The following is a 15,189-nucleotide window of genomic DNA, read 5'->3' as shown; positions in this document are numbered from 1 at the left end:
TCATGAGTTATACGGGAACAGGCGTATCCGTACAGGAACAGGAAGACGTGCTGGTGGAAACGGCAGAACAATTTCCCTTTTCCATTATCGTCTGGAACGACGATTTTAATACTTTCGACTGGGTGATCCAATCGCTGATAGAAGTATGCGGCCATACGGCCGAACAGGCGGAACAATGCGCCCTCATCATTCACCACAACGGCAAATACGCGGTTAAAAAAGGCCCGTTCGAAGACCTGAAACCCATGTGCGAAGCCCTGCTCGACAGAGGCATCAGCGCTACGCTCGAAGAAACAGTCGCATCATAAATGCCCCTCTTCTACCTCCCCGACGATGAACTGGTTTTCCCGCCCCTGTCCCTGGCGGAGCCCGACGGGCTGCTGGCCGTAGGGGGTGACCTTAGCATGGAACGCCTGCTGCTGGCCTACCGCTCCGGTATTTTCCCCTGGTACAACCGCAAGCCCGTCCTCTGGTGGTCGCCGGACCCGCGGTTCGTGCTCTTTCCTTCCGAACTGAAAGTTTCCCACAGCATGAAACAGCTGCTGAAGCAAAACCGCTTCCGCATCACCTACAACCAGGCATTCGCGGATGTGATCGGCAACTGCCGCAGCATTGAGCGCGATGGGCAGGATGGCACCTGGATCACCCGTGATATGCAGGAAGCCTACATCAGGCTGCACAACGCGGGTTTTGCACTGTCCGTTGAATGCTGGGAAAATGACAAGCTGGTTGGCGGATTGTACGGCGTAAGGATCGGGAGATGTTTTTTCGGGGAAAGCATGTTCTCCAAAACCAGCAATGCTTCAAAAGCAGCCTTTATCACTTTTGTGAAGGAACACAGGCAGGAACTGGAGGTGATAGACTGCCAGGTGCATACGCATCACCTGGCCTCGCTGGGGGCGCGGTTCATCAGCCGCGTGAGTTTCCTGGATATCGTGCAGCGGCACGCTTTATAACTTCTCTTCCAGCGGCGGCTCCCAAAGCTCTATCTTGTTGCCTTCGGGGTCCATGATCCAGCCGAATTTGCCGTATTCGAACTCCTGCATCTCCCCTACCACCTGCACGCCTTCCGCCTTCAGGGCTTCCAGCAGCTCCACGAGGTTCTCCACCCGGTAATTGATCATGAACGGCTTTTTGCTCGGGCTGAAATACTCATCCTCTTTTTTCATCGTGCTCCATTGCGTCAGGCCCGTCCGTTCCGGGTTATCTTCGTGCCGCCACCTGAACGAAGCGCCCCACTGGTCAACCGGCAGGCCCAGGTGTTTGCCGTACCATTCTTTCATTGCCGCAGGATCTTCGCACTGGAAGAATAAGCCGCCAATACCGGTAACACGTTTTTCCATAAGCTTTATTTTTTCTTTCTGACAAAAGTGCCTTCGAACATGCACTTGATGTCGCGGTACGCGCCGCAGCCGGTTTCCCGGATGGTGACGCGGCCGCTGCTGAATTTGAAATCCATGATGCAGGCGGACTGCTTGTCCCTGAACTGGCCGGTGGTAGCGGAAGTGAAGCGGCCCGTGCCGTCCAGCTCGCCGGTGCATGCGCCTTTATCGCGGGAGAAATGTATGAAGAAGAGGAATTCTTTCGGTGTTTCGCCGTCGCGGATGGAAACGATATTGTCGCCGGACCAGTAGTTGCCGGAGAATTTATGTTTACGCGGCAGCGTGTCTATCGGGTTATACAGCCCGTCCACCGGTTCGTTGGAATTGGTGAGGATGAGCGCCAGGCTGCCGTCTGAACTGGCGGCATATACGTCTTCCCGGGTGCTTTTGGCGCCGGTTTCGGTGGTCACTTTGATGTTCAGCTTTTTGTCGATCGTGAAGCCCATGCGTTTACCGCCCTTGTTCCTCGCCACCAGGTGGCGCCCGAGGAATTCGCCGGTTTTGCTGTATAGCAGCATCCAGGCCGCATCGCCGGAGCGGGCGCTGCCTTCCACCAGCACGATATCGAATTTCTCGGTGGCCGGCTGTATCACGCCGAGCGGGAAAAATTTCGGTTTCTCCGCAGCGGCAAACACGCCCTTTGCCAGCGTATCGGGCAAGAACTGCTTTACCACCTTGGCTTTCAGGGCGGTACTGTCAGGCAGCCTGCGGTTCAGGGAATCTGCGTCCCAACGGTAAGTAAGCGGTGCAACGGGGAAAAGCCGCCGGAAATCAGGATACGACAATACCTGCTCTTCCTCGGTTACCGCCTGTTTAGGCTTTGATTTACAAGCCGTCATAAAACCAATCGCCAGTGCCAGGAGTAGGAGTCTGCTCATATCTTGTTGTAATTGAGCGAAAAGGTAATTATAATTTCATATATCTCACAGTTATTTCAATTTCCGGAAATTATTATTTAGATTTGTCTAAATTATATTTTAGGGACTATGAATTTGACAGCGGCGGAAGAGAACTACATCAAAAGCATCTACAAGTTGCAGGACGGCCAGGCGGTAGTGAGCACCAACGCCATTGCCTACGAGCTGGATACCAAGCCGGCCTCCGTGACGGACATGGCCAAGAAGCTGAAAGAAAAGAAACTGATCGATTACGAGAAATACCAGGGCATCAGTCTTACCGCGGAAGGCAGGCGCCTGGCCCTGCAGATCGTGCGGCGGCACCGGCTGTGGGAGTGTTTTTTGGTGGACAAGCTTTCTTTCAGCTGGAACGAGGTGCATGAGATCGCCGAAGAGCTGGAGCATGTGCGCAGCGAAAAACTGATCAACCGCCTCAGCGAGTTCCTCGGCAACCCTACCACAGACCCCCACGGAGACCCCATTCCGGATGCGCAGGGCAAATTCAGCAAAAACAAACAGCTCGTATCGCTGGACAAGGCAACGGCCCGGCGGCTGGAAGTGGCCGGCGTGTCCGACCAGAGCTCTTCCCTGCTCGAATTCCTCAACGCCAAAGGGATCAGGCTGGGCACGCAGATAGACGTGATAGAACGTTATGAGTTTGATAATTCCGTAGAGATCAAGATACGCAATCAGCCCGCATTTACCATCAGCGAGCAGGTTTCGAAAAATATTATGGTGAAAACATTGTAAGCAGAGAAATGAAACTCCAGGACCATTCAGCATCACTCAGCGAAGTAAACCAGAGCGTAGATACAACGGTCGCACATAAATCCGGCTGGAGAAAGATACTGGCTTTCTTTGGCCCCGCATACCTTGTGAGCGTAGGGTATATGGATCCGGGTAACTGGGCCACAGACCTTGCAGGCGGCAGCAAATACGGCTACACCCTGCTTTGGGTGCTGCTCATGAGCAACCTCATGGCCCTGCTGCTGCAAAGCCTCAGCGCAAGGCTGGGCATCGTGCGCGGGCGCGACCTTGCGCAGGCCAACCGGGAAACCTACCCGGCGCCGGTAAATTTTGTATTGTACATCCTCGCGGAAATTGCCATTGCGGCTACAGACCTGGCCGAAGTGCTGGGCATGGCCATCGGTATACAGCTGCTCACCGGGCTGCCGCTCATGTGGGGCGTAGGCCTCACCGTGCTGGACACTTTCCTGCTGCTGTTGCTGCAACGTTACGGCATCCGTAAAATGGAGGCATTCATTATTACGCTGGTGGCGATCGTAGGCACCTCCTTTTTCGTGGAGCTGCTGCTGGCCAGGCCGCCGCTGGGCGAAGTTGTAACGGGTTTTGTGCCTTCGCTGCCCGACGATACGGCTTTGTACATCGCGATCGGCATTATCGGCGCCACGGTGATGCCGCACAACCTTTACCTGCATTCGGCGCTTGTGCAAACGCGCAAGATCAAAAAATCGGATGAAGGCATCCGCCATGCGCTGAAGATCAATTTCCTGGATACGACCATTGCTTTGAACCTCGCATTCTTCGTGAACGCCGCCATCCTCATACTCGCCGCAACCGTCTTTTATAAAGCAGGCCACACCGAAATAGCGGACCTCCATGAAGCGCACCGCATGCTGGAACCGTTGCTGGGCACGCGCCTCGCACCCATCCTTTTTGCCGTGGCGCTGATCGCCGCGGGGCAGAGCTCCACCGTTACCGGCACGCTTGCAGGGCAGATCGTGATGGAAGGTTATCTGCGCCTGCGCATCAATCCCTGGCTGCGCAGGCTGCTCACCAGGCTGGTGGCCATTATTCCCGCGCTGATCGTGATCTGGGTATCCGGCGAGGAAAAGATCGGGCAGCTGCTGGTGTTCAGCCAGGTGCTGCTCAGCCTGCAGCTTGGTTTCGCGGTGATACCGCTGATACATTTTGTGAGCGATAAGCACACGATGGGTTCCTTTGCCATCAAACCCGCCGTGAAAGCGGCCGCCTGGCTGATCTCCACTGTGCTGGTATACCTGAACGTGCGGATGGTATGGTCGCAGGCCAGCGATTTTATCAGCAGCGATAATGCATGGTGGATAGACGGGTTGATCATCCTCACCGGCCTGGCATTTTTACTGCTGCTGGTGATCACCATTATTTACCCCTGGCTCAGCCGCTACCGGCTGGAACGGTCTGCCCGCATGCACCCTACCAAGGTCACGCTCGGCAGCCTGGAAGCGCCCAGCTACAAACGCATCGCCATGGCGCTGGACTTTTCGCAGAACGATGAAAAGATCATCGCCAACGCGCTGGCGCAAGGGCAGGCCGATACGGAATACATTCTCATTCATATCGTGGAAAGCGCTTCCGCGCGGTATTTCGGCAAGGAAGCGGACGACTTCGAAACCCGTAAGGACCAGGAACAGCTGGAAACCTATCTCACCCTGCTGGCCGGAAGGAATATCCATGCCAGGGGCGTGCTGGGCTACCGCCACCGCGCGAAAGAAATTGTGCGCATCGTGAAAGCGGAACAGGCGGACCTGCTGGTGCTCGGCGGGCACGGGCATACCGGCATCAAAGACTGGATATATGGAGAAACCGTGAATTACGTGCGGCATTATGTGCATATCCCCGTGCTGGTGGTGCAATGATGTAAAAACGGAAAGATATATGCTGAACAAATTCAAACCCGGCGACGTGAAAACATTTGAGCGGCAGGTGGCGGAAACGGACTGCGCGATGTTCGACAGCGGGCCGGTTCACCCGGTGTACGCCACGTTCGCGCTTGCCCGCGATGCGGAATGGTGCTGCCGTTTGTTCGTACTGGAAATGAAAGAGGAAGATGAAGAAGGAATTGGCACCATGATCTCGGTGAACCATATAAGCCCTGCCCCGGAGGGGGCGATGGTGGTATTCACCGCCAGGGTAAAGTCCCTCCGGGGCAATGAGATCATCTGCTCTTACGAAGCGCGCTGCGGGGAGCGGCTGGTGGCTTCAGGCGAGCAGGGGCAGAAGATACTGAAGAAGGAAAAGCTGGAAACATTGTTCCGTTCCTTATAACCCCAATACCTCTTTGAGTTTCGGGTAACCCGTTTTGCTGACCAGCACTTTGCTGCCGTCGCGCAATATAGCCAGGTAAGTTTCTTTTTCGTAGGGATCGATCCGCGTGATCTGGCTTACATTCAGGATGTACGAGCGGTGTACGCGGATGAATTGCTGCGGGTCCAGCATCTTTTCAAAAAAAGCCATCGTTTTATTTTTCAGGAAACTGCCTTCGCCGGTAACGATCTTCACATAATCGTCGGCGGCTTCCAGGTAGTGTATCTCCTGCACGGGTATGATCTTGATCTTCCCGCTGGTCTTCACCACGATCCGGTTATGCTGCATGGGCACTTCACGGGCGGCATTGTCCAGGAAGTCCGCCGTTATTTCGGTCTTCCGTTCCAGCATCTTTTGCAGGGCCTTGTCGAAGCGGTCTTTGGAGAACGGCTTCAGCAGGTAATCCACCGCGTTCACCTCAAACGCGCGCAGCGCATATTCTTCGAAGGCGGTGGTGAATATCACACAGGGTATCTTATCCACCAGCTCCAGCATTTCAAAGCCGTTGATCTTCGGCATCTGGATGTCCAGGAAAATGAGGTCGGGCTGATGCTGCTGGATGGCCTTCAAACCTTCAAACCCGTCGTTGCATTCGGCCACCACGTCTATCTGCGGGTAGGCCTGCAGGTATTCTTTCACCAGTTCGCGGGCCAGCGGCTCATCATCTATCAATATTGTCTTTATCATGCAATTGCGGTACTTTGATCAGGGTAGTGAATATATTTCCTTCTATGCGTGTTTCCAGCAGGTCCTGCCGGGCAAAGAGCAGGTACAGCCTCCGGCTGATGGAGCTGAGCCCGAAACCCGTTCCCTGCCAGGATTGCTGTTGCAGGGAAGGGTCGAACGGATTGGAAACGGACACCACCAGGATGCCGTGTTCCTGCCAGGCTTTGATCACAATGGTGATCGCATCCGTAGTATCATAAAGCCCGAACTTGATCGCGTTCTCCACTACGGGCTGGAGAAGCATGGGCGGTATCTGTAAAACGGCGGCTTCGTCGCTCTGCTCCACACTGGTGCTGAGCCGGTGGCGGAAGCGCACCTTTTCAATATCGAGATATAGCTGGAGGTATTGCAATTCTTCTTTCAGGGGTATCCACAGCTGGTCTTCCTTTTTCAGCGTGCCTCTCAGGAAATCGCTCAGCTTCTGGATCATCTGCCGGGCCTCTTCGGGCCGGATGGTAACGAGCGCGTTGATGGAATTAAGGCTGTTGAACAGGAAGTGTGGCTGCAGCTGCTGGCGGAGCTTATAAAGTTCCGCCTCCCTGGCCATTTTTTCCGCGGCTTCTTTGCGGGCCAGCGCAGCGCGGTGCTCGTCCATCTCGTATAAAAAGAAGCTGATGAAACCGGAGCCGGTAACGATCAGCCAGCCCAGCGCGAATCTTACAGGCAGCGTATCTTTCAGCCAGAAAGCATAATCCGTGAGGCTTCCGAAGATGCTGCGCAGCGCCCAATACACGCTCACCAGCCAGATCACGCTCACCATAAAGGTCAGCAGGGCCACGAACACATATTTTCCTTTTACGGGCCGGTAATATGCGAGCATTTGCGTGATGCACGCGGCGCAAACGGCCAGCAGGCTGTTGTGAATGCCGCTGTCTGCCCAGGCCAGGGCCATCGGGATCTTCAGCCAGAGATGCAGGATGATGGCATGCATCTGGATGAAGACACAGACGCCGGTAATGAAGGTCCAGCGGAAGGGCGTTTCTTTGAGCAGGTGTGTAGCCAAACGGAAGTTTTTTTACCGGTTATACATTCAGCTCAAAGTATTTCTGCGATTGCAGCTGGGCAGCCTTCATCTGCAGCAGGGCCACGTAGCTGCTCGCGTTCTCGGGCTCCTCCACGCGGGAGTACAGCTCCATGCCGTCTTTCAGTTCCTCCAGCGCGCTCAGCTCCGGCACGTTGATGAAGCGCCATTCCACCAGCTCCTGCTTCTGGTTGCGGAAAGCATATTGCTCCTGCTCCCCGATCTCCACGGCCTTCTTCCACGCTTCTTTTTTGCTCACGGCGCTGATAAGGCGCAGCTGCTCATCGAACTGCGGGAGGTGTTCCCCTTTTCCGCAGATGATCTGGTAAACGATCTTTGCTACAAACCAATACATGTTTTAACGGTTTATGGGTAATAATAAGGATGGATGGATGGACGGATAACAATGACAATGGATAAAAGAATGGCGGACGGAGAGATCAATAACTTTTCAGGTCTACCCCGCCGAAGGTGCAGGAGCCTCTCAGCACAAGCACTTTGTTGGTGGGCATTACGGGAGGCACGTTACGTTTATCCTCGATCCCGCCGAAGATGGTGTTCACGTCCAGCTTCACGTCCCAGCTGCTGGGCACTATTATTTCCACGCCGCCGAACAGTGTTGTGATGTCCAGCACGGCTTCTCCCTGGATATCGGCCTGCGTGAAATTCAATTCCGTGCCGCCGAATATGGTGGTAATATTACCGCCCTGGAAGTTCTTCGAAAGGATGATCTTGTTCGTGCCGCTGAAGATGGTGGTGCTTTGCAGGAAATCGTCCCGGTTCAGCGAACTGTCGCTCATCACTTCATCATACCGCTGCTTGCGGCTGGTGGCCCGCCCGATCATATACACGCCCACTACCATGATAATACTCGGGAAAAGGAACCGGCGTATATTCCAGTCCATCGGCACAATTTCCCCCACCAGGAAGATACAGCCCACGAACGTGACAATGAACCAGGTAATGCCCTGGAATTTGCTTTTCGCGCCCATCACAAAGCCCACGAGCACCAGGATCATCGGCCAGGAAAAGATCCAGTCGGGCAGATCCATGCCCGCCTTTCTCAGGAAAATGAAAAGACCTATACAGAGGACAATAACGCCGGCCCAGAGACCGCTGCCGTTGCCGTTATTTTGTTGACGATTAAGCCTGCTCATAAATTGTATTGTTTTTAAAATTTATGATACAAATCTACTCCGGCTCAGCGCGCGGGGCAATGCTGCTTAGGCGGGGAGGGGACAATTACCGGTGAAAAGGGGAAAAATGCCGGTGAAAATATTCACAATTCGACAATAACAGATTCGCCGCCCAGTTTGCGGATGATGGGCTGCAGGGCGGCCACCATGGCATCCGGACCGCAGATGTAGAAATGCTGGCGGTAATCCTTCACTTTGTCGCGCAGGTATACCTCGTCCACATAATGATGGTCGTAGCCCGGGAAAGCTTCATCCGTAAGGGTATTGATAAAATTTTTACCGAGCATGGCCCTGAATTCGGGCTCCAGGATGATGTCTGCCCGGGTTTTGTTGGAAAAGATGAGCTTGTTGTTGCCAAGCCTGCCCTCTTTATGCAATTGGCGGAAAATGGCTATAAAAGGGGTGATCCCGGCGCCACCGGCAATGAACACGCCTTCGCCCTTGTACTGGATGGCGCCCCATACGTCGTGCAGGATGAGGCTGTTGCCGGGTTTCAGCTGGCCCAGCTGGTGGGTCACGCTGGGATGAGGATGGTCGTCGTATATCTTGATGGTGAATTCCAGGGTATCCCATTCATTGAGAGCGGTAAAGGTAAAGGGCCTGAGCTGGTCTTCCCAGCCGGGTAGGTTAATGGCCACATCGGTTGCCTGGCCGGGTACAAACGTGTAACCGGCGGGCTTTTGAAGAGTAAATCGCTTAACGTCGTGGGTTACAGGGGTTATATCTAATATTGACACAATATGTTCAGCCATAGCTCCTTGATTTTCTGATGCAACAATTCTCCTCCTAATTTAAGGTAATTATCACAATTCCGGGGTACAGGCCAAGCCCAAATATCATACCTTTGCGGAGCATTAATGAAATAATAATATAGCAATATATGCCGGCAGAAAAAATTCAGATGATCAACGGGCAGATAAAGGTTCCTGCCCATCCTATTATTCCGTTCATTATCGGAGACGGCATTGGCCCGGACATTTGGCGTGCCAGTGTAAGAGTGTTTGACGCAGCGGTTGAAAAGGCCTATGGCGGCGAACGCAAAATTGAGTGGAAAGAAGTACTGGCTGGCGAAAAAGCTTTCCAGGAAACAGGCGAATGGCTTCCCAAAACCACGCTGGACGCACTGAAGGAATACCTCGTATCCATCAAAGGCCCCCTCACTACCCCGGTAGGCGGCGGCATCCGCTCGCTGAACGTGGCCATGCGCCAGGAGCTGGACCTTTACGCCTGCGTGCGCCCCGTTCGCTGGTTCAACAAGGTGCCTTCTCCCGTAAAGCACCCTGAGAAGGTGGATATGGTGATCTTCCGCGAGAATACCGAAGACATTTACGCCGGCATCGAATATATGTACGGCACCGAAGGGGCGAACAAGCTCCTGAAATTCCTCACCGAAGAGCTGGGCGTGAAGCAGATCCGCTTCCCTGAAACCTCTTCCCTGGGCATCAAGCCCGTTTCAAAGGAAGGCACCGAAAGGCTGGTGCGCGCCGCCATCAGGTACGCCATCGAGCACAAACGGCCTACCGTTTCCATCGTGCATAAAGGCAACATCATGAAGTTCACCGAAGGCGGCTTCAAGAACTGGGGCTACGAGCTGGCGGTACGCGAGTTTGGCGACTACGTGTATACCTGGGAGCAATGGGAACAGACCAAAAAAGAAAAAAGCGAAGAAGAAGCCAACCGCGAGCTGAAAGTAGCGCAGGCGCACAACAAGATCATCGTCAACGATGTGATCGCAGACAACTTCCTGCAACAGATACTGCTGGCGCCGCAGGAATACTCCGTGATAGCCACTTTGAACCTGAACGGCGATTATATCTCCGATGCGCTGGCGGCGGCTGTGGGCGGCATCGGCATTGCGCCGGGCGGCAACATCAACTACACTACCGGGCACGCTGTATTCGAAGCCACGCACGGCACCGCGCCCCGCTTCGCGAATACGGACACGATGAACCCATCCTCAGTGATCCTTTCCGGCGTGATGATGCTGGAATACATGGGCTGGAAAGAAGCCGCGGATATCATCGTGCACGGCCTCAGCACGGCCATCATGCGCAAGCGGGTGACCATCGACTTCTACAAGCTGATGGACGACGCCACGCTCGTGAAATGCAGCGAATTCGCGGATGAGATCATCAAGCAGCTGTAGGCAACATGAAATTCATGCAACGGATTGCAAAATTCGGCCGGTAAATATTATCTTTCGAAATTGTAATCTAATCATTTGATAAAAAAACGTAATCCAATCAACCGGATACGTATTTGAAATTGGCTGTAATAAAAAACAAAAACTGATGTCACAAAAAATCAAAGTTGCAAACCCTGTGGTTGAACTGGATGGCGACGAAATGACGCGGATCATCTGGAAGTTCATTAAAGACAAGCTGATCACTCCTTATCTGGACCTGGATATTAAATATTTTGACCTCGGAATGGAGCACCGCGATGCCACCAACGACCAGGTGACTGTAGACGCTGCCAATGCGATCAAACAGTACAGCGTGGGTATCAAATGCGCTACCATCACGCCGGACGAAGAGCGTGTGAAAGAGTTCAAGCTGAAACAAATGTGGAAATCACCCAACGGCACCATCCGCAACATCCTGGACGGCACCGTGTTCCGTGAGCCCATTGTGACGAAGAACGTTCCCCGCCTCGTGCCCAACTGGACCGCTCCCATCTGCATCGGCCGCCACGCTTTCGGCGACCAGTACCGCGCTACAGACTTCGTGACCAAAGGCAAAGGCAAGCTCACCATCAAATTTGAAGGCGAGAACGGCGAGGTGATCGAACATGAAGTATACAACTTCAAAGGCGACGGCGTTGCGCTGGCCATGTATAATACAGACGAGTCTATCCGCGGCTTCGCCCGCTCCTGCTTCAACCAGGCGCTGATGAAAAAATGGCCGCTGTACCTCAGCACCAAGAACACCATCCTGAAAAAATACGATGGCCGCTTCAAAGATATCTTCGAAGAGATCTACCAGCAGGAATTCAAGGCCGAGTTCGACAAAGCAGGCCTCACTTACGAGCACCGCCTGATAGACGACATGGTGGCCTCCGCGCTGAAATGGAACGGTAATTTCGTATGGGCCTGTAAGAACTACGACGGCGACGTACAGTCAGACACCGTGGCCCAGGGCTTCGGTTCCCTCGGCCTCATGACCTCCACCCTCGTTACGCCCGACGGTAAAACGATGGAAGCGGAAGCCGCCCACGGCACCGTTACCCGCCACTACCGCGACCACCAGGCCGGCAAGCCTACTTCCACCAACCCCATCGCCTCCATCTTCGCATGGACGCGCGGCCTGGAGTTCCGTGGCAAGCTGGACGGCAACCAGGAGCTGGTGAACTTCTGCCACGCGCTGGAGCAGGTGTGCGTGGAGACCGTTGAAAGCGGTAAAATGACCAAGGACCTGGCCGTTTGTATCCACGGCAACAAAGTGGAGCATGGCAAACATTACCTCTACACCGAGGAATTCCTCGCCGAGCTGGACACCGCGCTGAAAGCGAAGCTCGCTAAATAAGCCAGATGCACATTTACATACAGGCGGCCCTCCACTCGGGGGCCGCTTTTTTTTTTTGCTGATCCTGAACGCGGTTGCCTGAAAATCAGCCATAAAGCAGCATCACATCACTGATCCCTGCCGTTCATGCAGTTTTTGGCCGGCAAAACCGGCAGTTTTTATTACATTTATCCTCAAACCCAACCAATCATGAAAAAAAGATTATTACTTCCGGCGCTGCTCCTGCCGGCCTTCGTACATGCGCAGGATGCGTATACCATTAAAGGCAAGATAGGGACCCATGGCGAACCTGCTAAAGCATACCTGCTGTATGTGGCAGACGGCAAAAGAGTAACCGATTCAGCAGCCCTGAATAACGGCGAATTCACTTTCAGCGGTACCGTAAAAAGCCCGACAAGCGCGACTGTGGCACTCAACTACGGGCCCTCTACTCCCCGCGCCGTAAGCCAGGCTGAAAACGTAAGGATCTACCTTGAAAAAGGCGACATCCTGATCCAGAGTAAAGACAGCATGCGCAATGCTACCGTAAAAGGCGGCGCCAACAATGCGGACAATGCTGAGCTGAACAAGCTGATGAAAGAGGTGAACGAACGCAACGGCGCGCTGATGACCAAATACTACAGCGCATCCCCGGAATCGCAAAAAGATTCGACCTTTATGGCCGGCATCATGGATGAATCCAAAAAGATAGAAGAAGACCGCGAAGCGCTGCTAAAGCAGTTCCTGACCGGGCACACCAAATCCCACGTGGCGCTCGACGTAGTGAAGCAGCTCGCCGGTTCTACGCCTGAATATGCCGAAGTATATCCCCTTTTCGCCAAGCTGAGCCCCGACGTGCAGAACAGCGAAGCCGGGAAACAATACAACGATCATCTCAACAAAATAAAAGCAGTATCCATCGGCGCTACCGCTCCTGAGTTCGTGCAGAACGATCCCGAAGGAAAACCCGTTTCCCTCGCGTCTTTCCGCGGCAAATATGTGCTGATCGACTTCTGGGCAAGCTGGTGCGGCCCCTGCCGTGCCGAGAACCCGAACGTGGTGAAGGCTTACAATAATTACAAAGACAAAAACTTCACCATCCTGGGCGTATCCCTCGACCAGCCGAACGCCAAAGACAAATGGCTGAAAGCGATCTCAGACGACAACCTCACCTGGACGCAGGTATCAGACCTCGCCTTCTGGGATAACGCCGTGGCCAAACAATACGCCATCCGCTCCATTCCCCAGAACTTCCTGATCGATCCGCAGGGTAAGATCATTGCGAAGAACCTGCGCGGGGAAGAGCTGAACAAAAAACTGTCGGAGCTGATCCACTAAAAAAACACTTCTTCAATAAAAAAGGCTGATCAGTGATCAGCCTTTTTTTATGCGGGTTGCTTATTACCTGAAGTATTTCTCCAGCGTTTTATCTTCACCGTACACATCTTCGTAAAACTGCAAACGCCCGCCGCGCATTTCGGCTGTAAAGTAGCGGATATAGATCGGCAGCCTGTTGGTCATGGAATACACGCGCTGCTCTTCGTTATCCAGCCAGGCCCTCACGCTGTCGCGCATCTCGGGGCGCGGGTCGTTACGGATCATGTACATGGCCAGGCTGTCCCAGGCCTGCACGCGCACACAGCCGTGGCTCAGCGCGCGGTTGCTGTTGCTGAAGAGGCTGCGGTTGTTGGTATCATGCAGGTATACGCTGAATTTGTTTTGAAAGTTGAATTTGAGGATCCCCAGCGAATTGTCAAGCCCGTCCATCTGCCGCAGCACATAAGGAAAATATTTCCGGCTCAGCTTGCTCCAGTCGATGGAATCGGGGCTTACCACATTGCCGCGGTGATCCACCACTTCAAGATTTTTTTCCGCCAGGTAGCTTACATCCTTTTTGATCTGCGGCAGCATTTCCTTGAATACGATGCTGTAAGGAACTCGCCAGTATGGGTACAGCACGAAGTTGGTCATCACCGAATTGAGGATGGGCGTGCGCGTGCGGGGAGTGCCAACGATCACGCGGCTTTCCACCACGTTGGCGGTGTCTTCCATTACATTCAGGCGGAAAGCGGGGATGTTTACCAGCAGGTAACGCGCAGGCAAGGTATCCGGCAGCTTGCGCCAGCGGTCCAGGTTTATGGCGGCCTGCAGCATCCAGTCCTGCGGCTGTTTGTTGAGCGTCTGAATGGTGCGTTTGCCTGCAACGCCGTCAGGATAAATATTGAATTCTTTCTGGAACTTCCGTACCGCGTTCTTCAGCACCACCGAATCCGTTACCACGAGGCCGGCGGAATCCAGCTGCCCCGTAAGGATGAGCCTTGCCGCCAGCTGCTGTTTGAATTGCAGGGTGTCGTAATACTGCTGTGGCAGTGTATCCCAGCGCATATCGCCGAACTGCTGCCGGTATTGCTGAACACCTTCTTTGAGTGCGATGTAGCCGGGATGCACCGGCTCCTGTTGCTGCAGGACCGTGGAAATGTTGCCGTTCTGCAGCGCTTGTTGCAACAGGTCGGCCAGTACGGTATCCGACAGCAGGGAATCTTTGCGCAGGGTAACACTGTCTCTCGGCGCAACGCCGTAATGGAGGTGATACGCCATTTTAAAGAACGCGTCGGTGAGCAGCACATCCATCTTGGCCCAGAGCGCGGCGTCTTTCTGCGCGTCTTTCCCGGTCTTAAATTGCTCGCGTGCGCCGTTGAGCGCTTCCGCATGATAATGCACAGGATTCAGGCCGTAAATGCCCGCCGTGTTGATCCATTGCATCAGGCTGTCTGCCCCGGAACCGGCTTTACCATTCTTCGACCACAAAGCGGCGCCCTGTTGCCGGTTGTAGGCGTATTGCAGGGCGGTAAGGCGGAATGCCGGCACACTGTCTTCCATCATGCCCTCGTTCCCCGCAATGTATTCCAGTCTTTCACTGATCTGCGCCGGCACCACTTCATCCAGCTGCCGGATGGTCTTCACGATCTCCTTTTGCCTGGGCTTGCCTTTCTTTCTGCCGCAGGCGGCCACCGCTACGATCAGCAACAATATCCAGGCTGTCTTGAAATAATTCATCCCTTTTTTCCACGGTTTTTTACATGAGCTAATGTAGAATAAAAAGCAAACTCCGTGCTGTAATTAACGTGTTATTCACAAAAAGGAATTTGGGGCATCGGGAGATACACATTTAAGTAATTACAATACTACAATATGCCGGTGCTCAGGTAGCGGGAATACTACAATGGGCCGGGCATCCCGACATTTGCATTATCCTTATGTTTTGAAATGAGAAAATTAAAACGGGCCTGGTTAAAATTTCTTAACAATCTCATAAACCGCTCTTTTAAAACGTTTCATATTTTTTTGCAAACCTTGCGCCTTCGAAATAAAGTTAAC

Annotated in this window: 16 protein-coding genes; 8 read left to right on the top strand and 8 right to left on the bottom strand. The window is 53.7% G+C overall.

Features of this window, described 5'->3' with window-relative positions; genetic code table 11:
* Positions 1 to 2 precede the first annotated feature (2 nt).
* Entirely contained in the window at positions 3 to 308 is a 306-nt protein-coding gene (locus ACTJIK_RS08680) for an ATP-dependent Clp protease adaptor ClpS (RefSeq protein ID WP_346319769.1), read from the top strand.
* Entirely contained in the window at positions 309 to 956 is a 648-nt protein-coding gene (gene aat, locus ACTJIK_RS08675; protein ID WP_440645967.1) for a leucyl/phenylalanyl-tRNA--protein transferase, read from the top strand.
* On the opposite strand, the gene ACTJIK_RS08670 is transcribed toward aat, so the two are convergent.
* Both ACTJIK_RS08670 and ACTJIK_RS08665 read right to left on the bottom strand, forming a co-directional pair.
* Positions 951 to 1,343 (bottom strand): VOC family protein, encoded by a 393-nt coding sequence (locus ACTJIK_RS08670; protein WP_440645966.1) that lies wholly within the window; start codon positions 1,341 to 1,343, stop codon positions 951 to 953. The two genes, aat and ACTJIK_RS08670, sit on opposite strands and share 6 nt — an antisense overlap.
* A 5-nt stretch (positions 1,344 to 1,348) precedes the next feature.
* Complete coding sequence (locus ACTJIK_RS08665; protein WP_440645965.1) at positions 1,349 to 2,260, bottom strand: hypothetical protein; 912 nt, start codon at positions 2,258 to 2,260, stop codon at positions 1,349 to 1,351.
* A gap of 108 nt (positions 2,261 to 2,368) precedes the next feature.
* On the opposite strand from ACTJIK_RS08665, the gene ACTJIK_RS08660 reads away from it, so the two are divergent.
* The 3 genes from ACTJIK_RS08660 to ACTJIK_RS08650 are packed head-to-tail and all read left to right on the top strand — an operon-like array spanning position 2,369 to position 5,326.
* The gene (locus tag ACTJIK_RS08660; protein WP_440645964.1) at positions 2,369 to 3,028 is read left to right on the top strand and encodes a metal-dependent transcriptional regulator; all 660 of its coding nucleotides are present in this window, start codon (positions 2,369 to 2,371) and stop codon (positions 3,026 to 3,028) included.
* 8 nt (positions 3,029 to 3,036) lie between these two features.
* Positions 3,037 to 4,917 carry an Nramp family divalent metal transporter gene (locus tag ACTJIK_RS08655; protein WP_440645963.1) on the top strand — a complete coding sequence of 627 codons (1,881 nt, stop codon included), beginning with the start codon at positions 3,037 to 3,039 and terminating at the stop codon, positions 4,915 to 4,917.
* Positions 4,918 to 4,936: 19 nt separating this feature from the next.
* A complete protein-coding gene (locus ACTJIK_RS08650; protein ID WP_440645962.1) occupies positions 4,937 to 5,326 on the top strand; it encodes a thioesterase family protein in 390 nt (129 codons plus the stop codon).
* Here the strand turns inward: ACTJIK_RS08650 and ACTJIK_RS08645 are convergent.
* The 5 genes from ACTJIK_RS08645 to ACTJIK_RS08625 all read right to left on the bottom strand — a co-directional run bounded on the left by ACTJIK_RS08645 (position 5,321) and on the right by ACTJIK_RS08625 (position 9,060).
* Positions 5,321 to 6,052, bottom strand: a complete 732-nt coding sequence (locus tag ACTJIK_RS08645; protein WP_440645961.1) for a LytR/AlgR family response regulator transcription factor — start codon at positions 6,050 to 6,052, stop codon at positions 5,321 to 5,323. The genes ACTJIK_RS08650 and ACTJIK_RS08645 overlap by 6 nt on opposite strands.
* Positions 6,027 to 7,094, bottom strand: a complete 1,068-nt coding sequence (locus ACTJIK_RS08640) for a sensor histidine kinase (protein ID WP_440645960.1) — start codon at positions 7,092 to 7,094, stop codon at positions 6,027 to 6,029. Before ACTJIK_RS08640 ends, ACTJIK_RS08645 begins: the two co-directional genes overlap by 26 nt.
* Before the next feature lie 19 nt (positions 7,095 to 7,113).
* Positions 7,114 to 7,467, bottom strand: a complete 354-nt coding sequence (locus ACTJIK_RS08635; RefSeq protein WP_440645959.1) for a DUF4288 domain-containing protein — start codon at positions 7,465 to 7,467, stop codon at positions 7,114 to 7,116.
* An 85-nt stretch (positions 7,468 to 7,552) separates the two neighbouring features.
* The gene (locus ACTJIK_RS08630; RefSeq protein WP_440645958.1) at positions 7,553 to 8,269 is read right to left on the bottom strand and encodes a LiaF transmembrane domain-containing protein; all 717 of its coding nucleotides are present in this window, start codon (positions 8,267 to 8,269) and stop codon (positions 7,553 to 7,555) included.
* Positions 8,270 to 8,391: 122 nt separating this feature from the next.
* A complete protein-coding gene (locus ACTJIK_RS08625; protein ID WP_440645957.1) occupies positions 8,392 to 9,060 on the bottom strand; it encodes an FAD-binding oxidoreductase in 669 nt (222 codons plus the stop codon).
* A gap of 128 nt (positions 9,061 to 9,188) precedes the next feature.
* Here ACTJIK_RS08625 and icd point away from each other — a divergent pair, with 128 nt between their 5' ends.
* The 3 genes from icd (at position 9,189) to ACTJIK_RS08610 (ending at position 13,149) form a co-directional block, all read left to right on the top strand.
* The gene (icd, locus tag ACTJIK_RS08620) at positions 9,189 to 10,454 is read left to right on the top strand and encodes an NADP-dependent isocitrate dehydrogenase (RefSeq protein ID WP_440645956.1); all 1,266 of its coding nucleotides are present in this window, start codon (positions 9,189 to 9,191) and stop codon (positions 10,452 to 10,454) included.
* A 145-nt stretch (positions 10,455 to 10,599) separates the two neighbouring features.
* The gene (locus ACTJIK_RS08615) at positions 10,600 to 11,832 is read left to right on the top strand and encodes an NADP-dependent isocitrate dehydrogenase (RefSeq protein ID WP_120515350.1); all 1,233 of its coding nucleotides are present in this window, start codon (positions 10,600 to 10,602) and stop codon (positions 11,830 to 11,832) included.
* A gap of 189 nt (positions 11,833 to 12,021) precedes the next feature.
* Positions 12,022 to 13,149: a redoxin domain-containing protein gene (locus ACTJIK_RS08610; protein WP_440645955.1), complete on the top strand. Its 1,128-nt coding sequence runs from the start codon at positions 12,022 to 12,024 to the stop codon at positions 13,147 to 13,149.
* 63 nt (positions 13,150 to 13,212) lie between these two features.
* Here the strand turns inward: ACTJIK_RS08610 and ACTJIK_RS08605 are convergent, their stop codons facing one another.
* A complete protein-coding gene (locus ACTJIK_RS08605; protein WP_440645954.1) occupies positions 13,213 to 14,868 on the bottom strand; it encodes a L,D-transpeptidase family protein in 1,656 nt (551 codons plus the stop codon).
* Positions 14,869 to 15,189: the final 321 nt, after the last annotated feature.

This window comes from Chitinophaga sp. 22620, from assembly GCF_052044405.1.
In the GTDB taxonomy this organism is placed as follows: domain Bacteria; phylum Bacteroidota; class Bacteroidia; order Chitinophagales; family Chitinophagaceae; genus Chitinophaga.
Note: the sequence above shows the minus strand (reverse complement) of the source record. Positions and strands in the feature narration are given on the sequence as shown.

Bases quoted from the DNA above. Each gene is read 5' to 3' on its own strand.
- ACTJIK_RS08655 (WP_440645963.1), top strand. From the start codon at position 3,037: ATGAAACTCCAGGACCATTCAGCATCACTCAGCGAAGTAAACCAGAGC.
- ACTJIK_RS08660 (WP_440645964.1), top strand. From the start codon at position 2,369: ATGAATTTGACAGCGGCGGAAGAGAACTACATCAAAAGCATCTACAAG.
- icd (WP_440645956.1), top strand. From the start codon at position 9,189: ATGCCGGCAGAAAAAATTCAGATGATCAACGGGCAGATAAAGGTTCCT.
- ACTJIK_RS08610 (WP_440645955.1), top strand. From the start codon at position 12,022: ATGAAAAAAAGATTATTACTTCCGGCGCTGCTCCTGCCGGCCTTCGTA.
- ACTJIK_RS08615 (WP_120515350.1), top strand. From the start codon at position 10,600: ATGTCACAAAAAATCAAAGTTGCAAACCCTGTGGTTGAACTGGATGGC.
- ACTJIK_RS08680 (WP_346319769.1), top strand. From the start codon at position 3: ATGAGTTATACGGGAACAGGCGTATCCGTACAGGAACAGGAAGACGTG.
- ACTJIK_RS08625 (WP_440645957.1), bottom strand. From the start codon at position 9,060: ATGGCTGAACATATTGTGTCAATATTAGATATAACCCCTGTAACCCAC.
- ACTJIK_RS08670 (WP_440645966.1), bottom strand. From the start codon at position 1,343: ATGGAAAAACGTGTTACCGGTATTGGCGGCTTATTCTTCCAGTGCGAA.
- ACTJIK_RS08650 (WP_440645962.1), top strand. From the start codon at position 4,937: ATGCTGAACAAATTCAAACCCGGCGACGTGAAAACATTTGAGCGGCAG.
- ACTJIK_RS08630 (WP_440645958.1), bottom strand. From the start codon at position 8,269: ATGAGCAGGCTTAATCGTCAACAAAATAACGGCAACGGCAGCGGTCTC.
- aat (WP_440645967.1), top strand. From the start codon at position 309: ATGCCCCTCTTCTACCTCCCCGACGATGAACTGGTTTTCCCGCCCCTG.
- ACTJIK_RS08635 (WP_440645959.1), bottom strand. From the start codon at position 7,467: ATGTATTGGTTTGTAGCAAAGATCGTTTACCAGATCATCTGCGGAAAA.
- ACTJIK_RS08665 (WP_440645965.1), bottom strand. From the start codon at position 2,260: ATGAGCAGACTCCTACTCCTGGCACTGGCGATTGGTTTTATGACGGCT.
- ACTJIK_RS08605 (WP_440645954.1), bottom strand. From the start codon at position 14,868: ATGAATTATTTCAAGACAGCCTGGATATTGTTGCTGATCGTAGCGGTG.
- ACTJIK_RS08645 (WP_440645961.1), bottom strand. From the start codon at position 6,052: ATGATAAAGACAATATTGATAGATGATGAGCCGCTGGCCCGCGAACTG.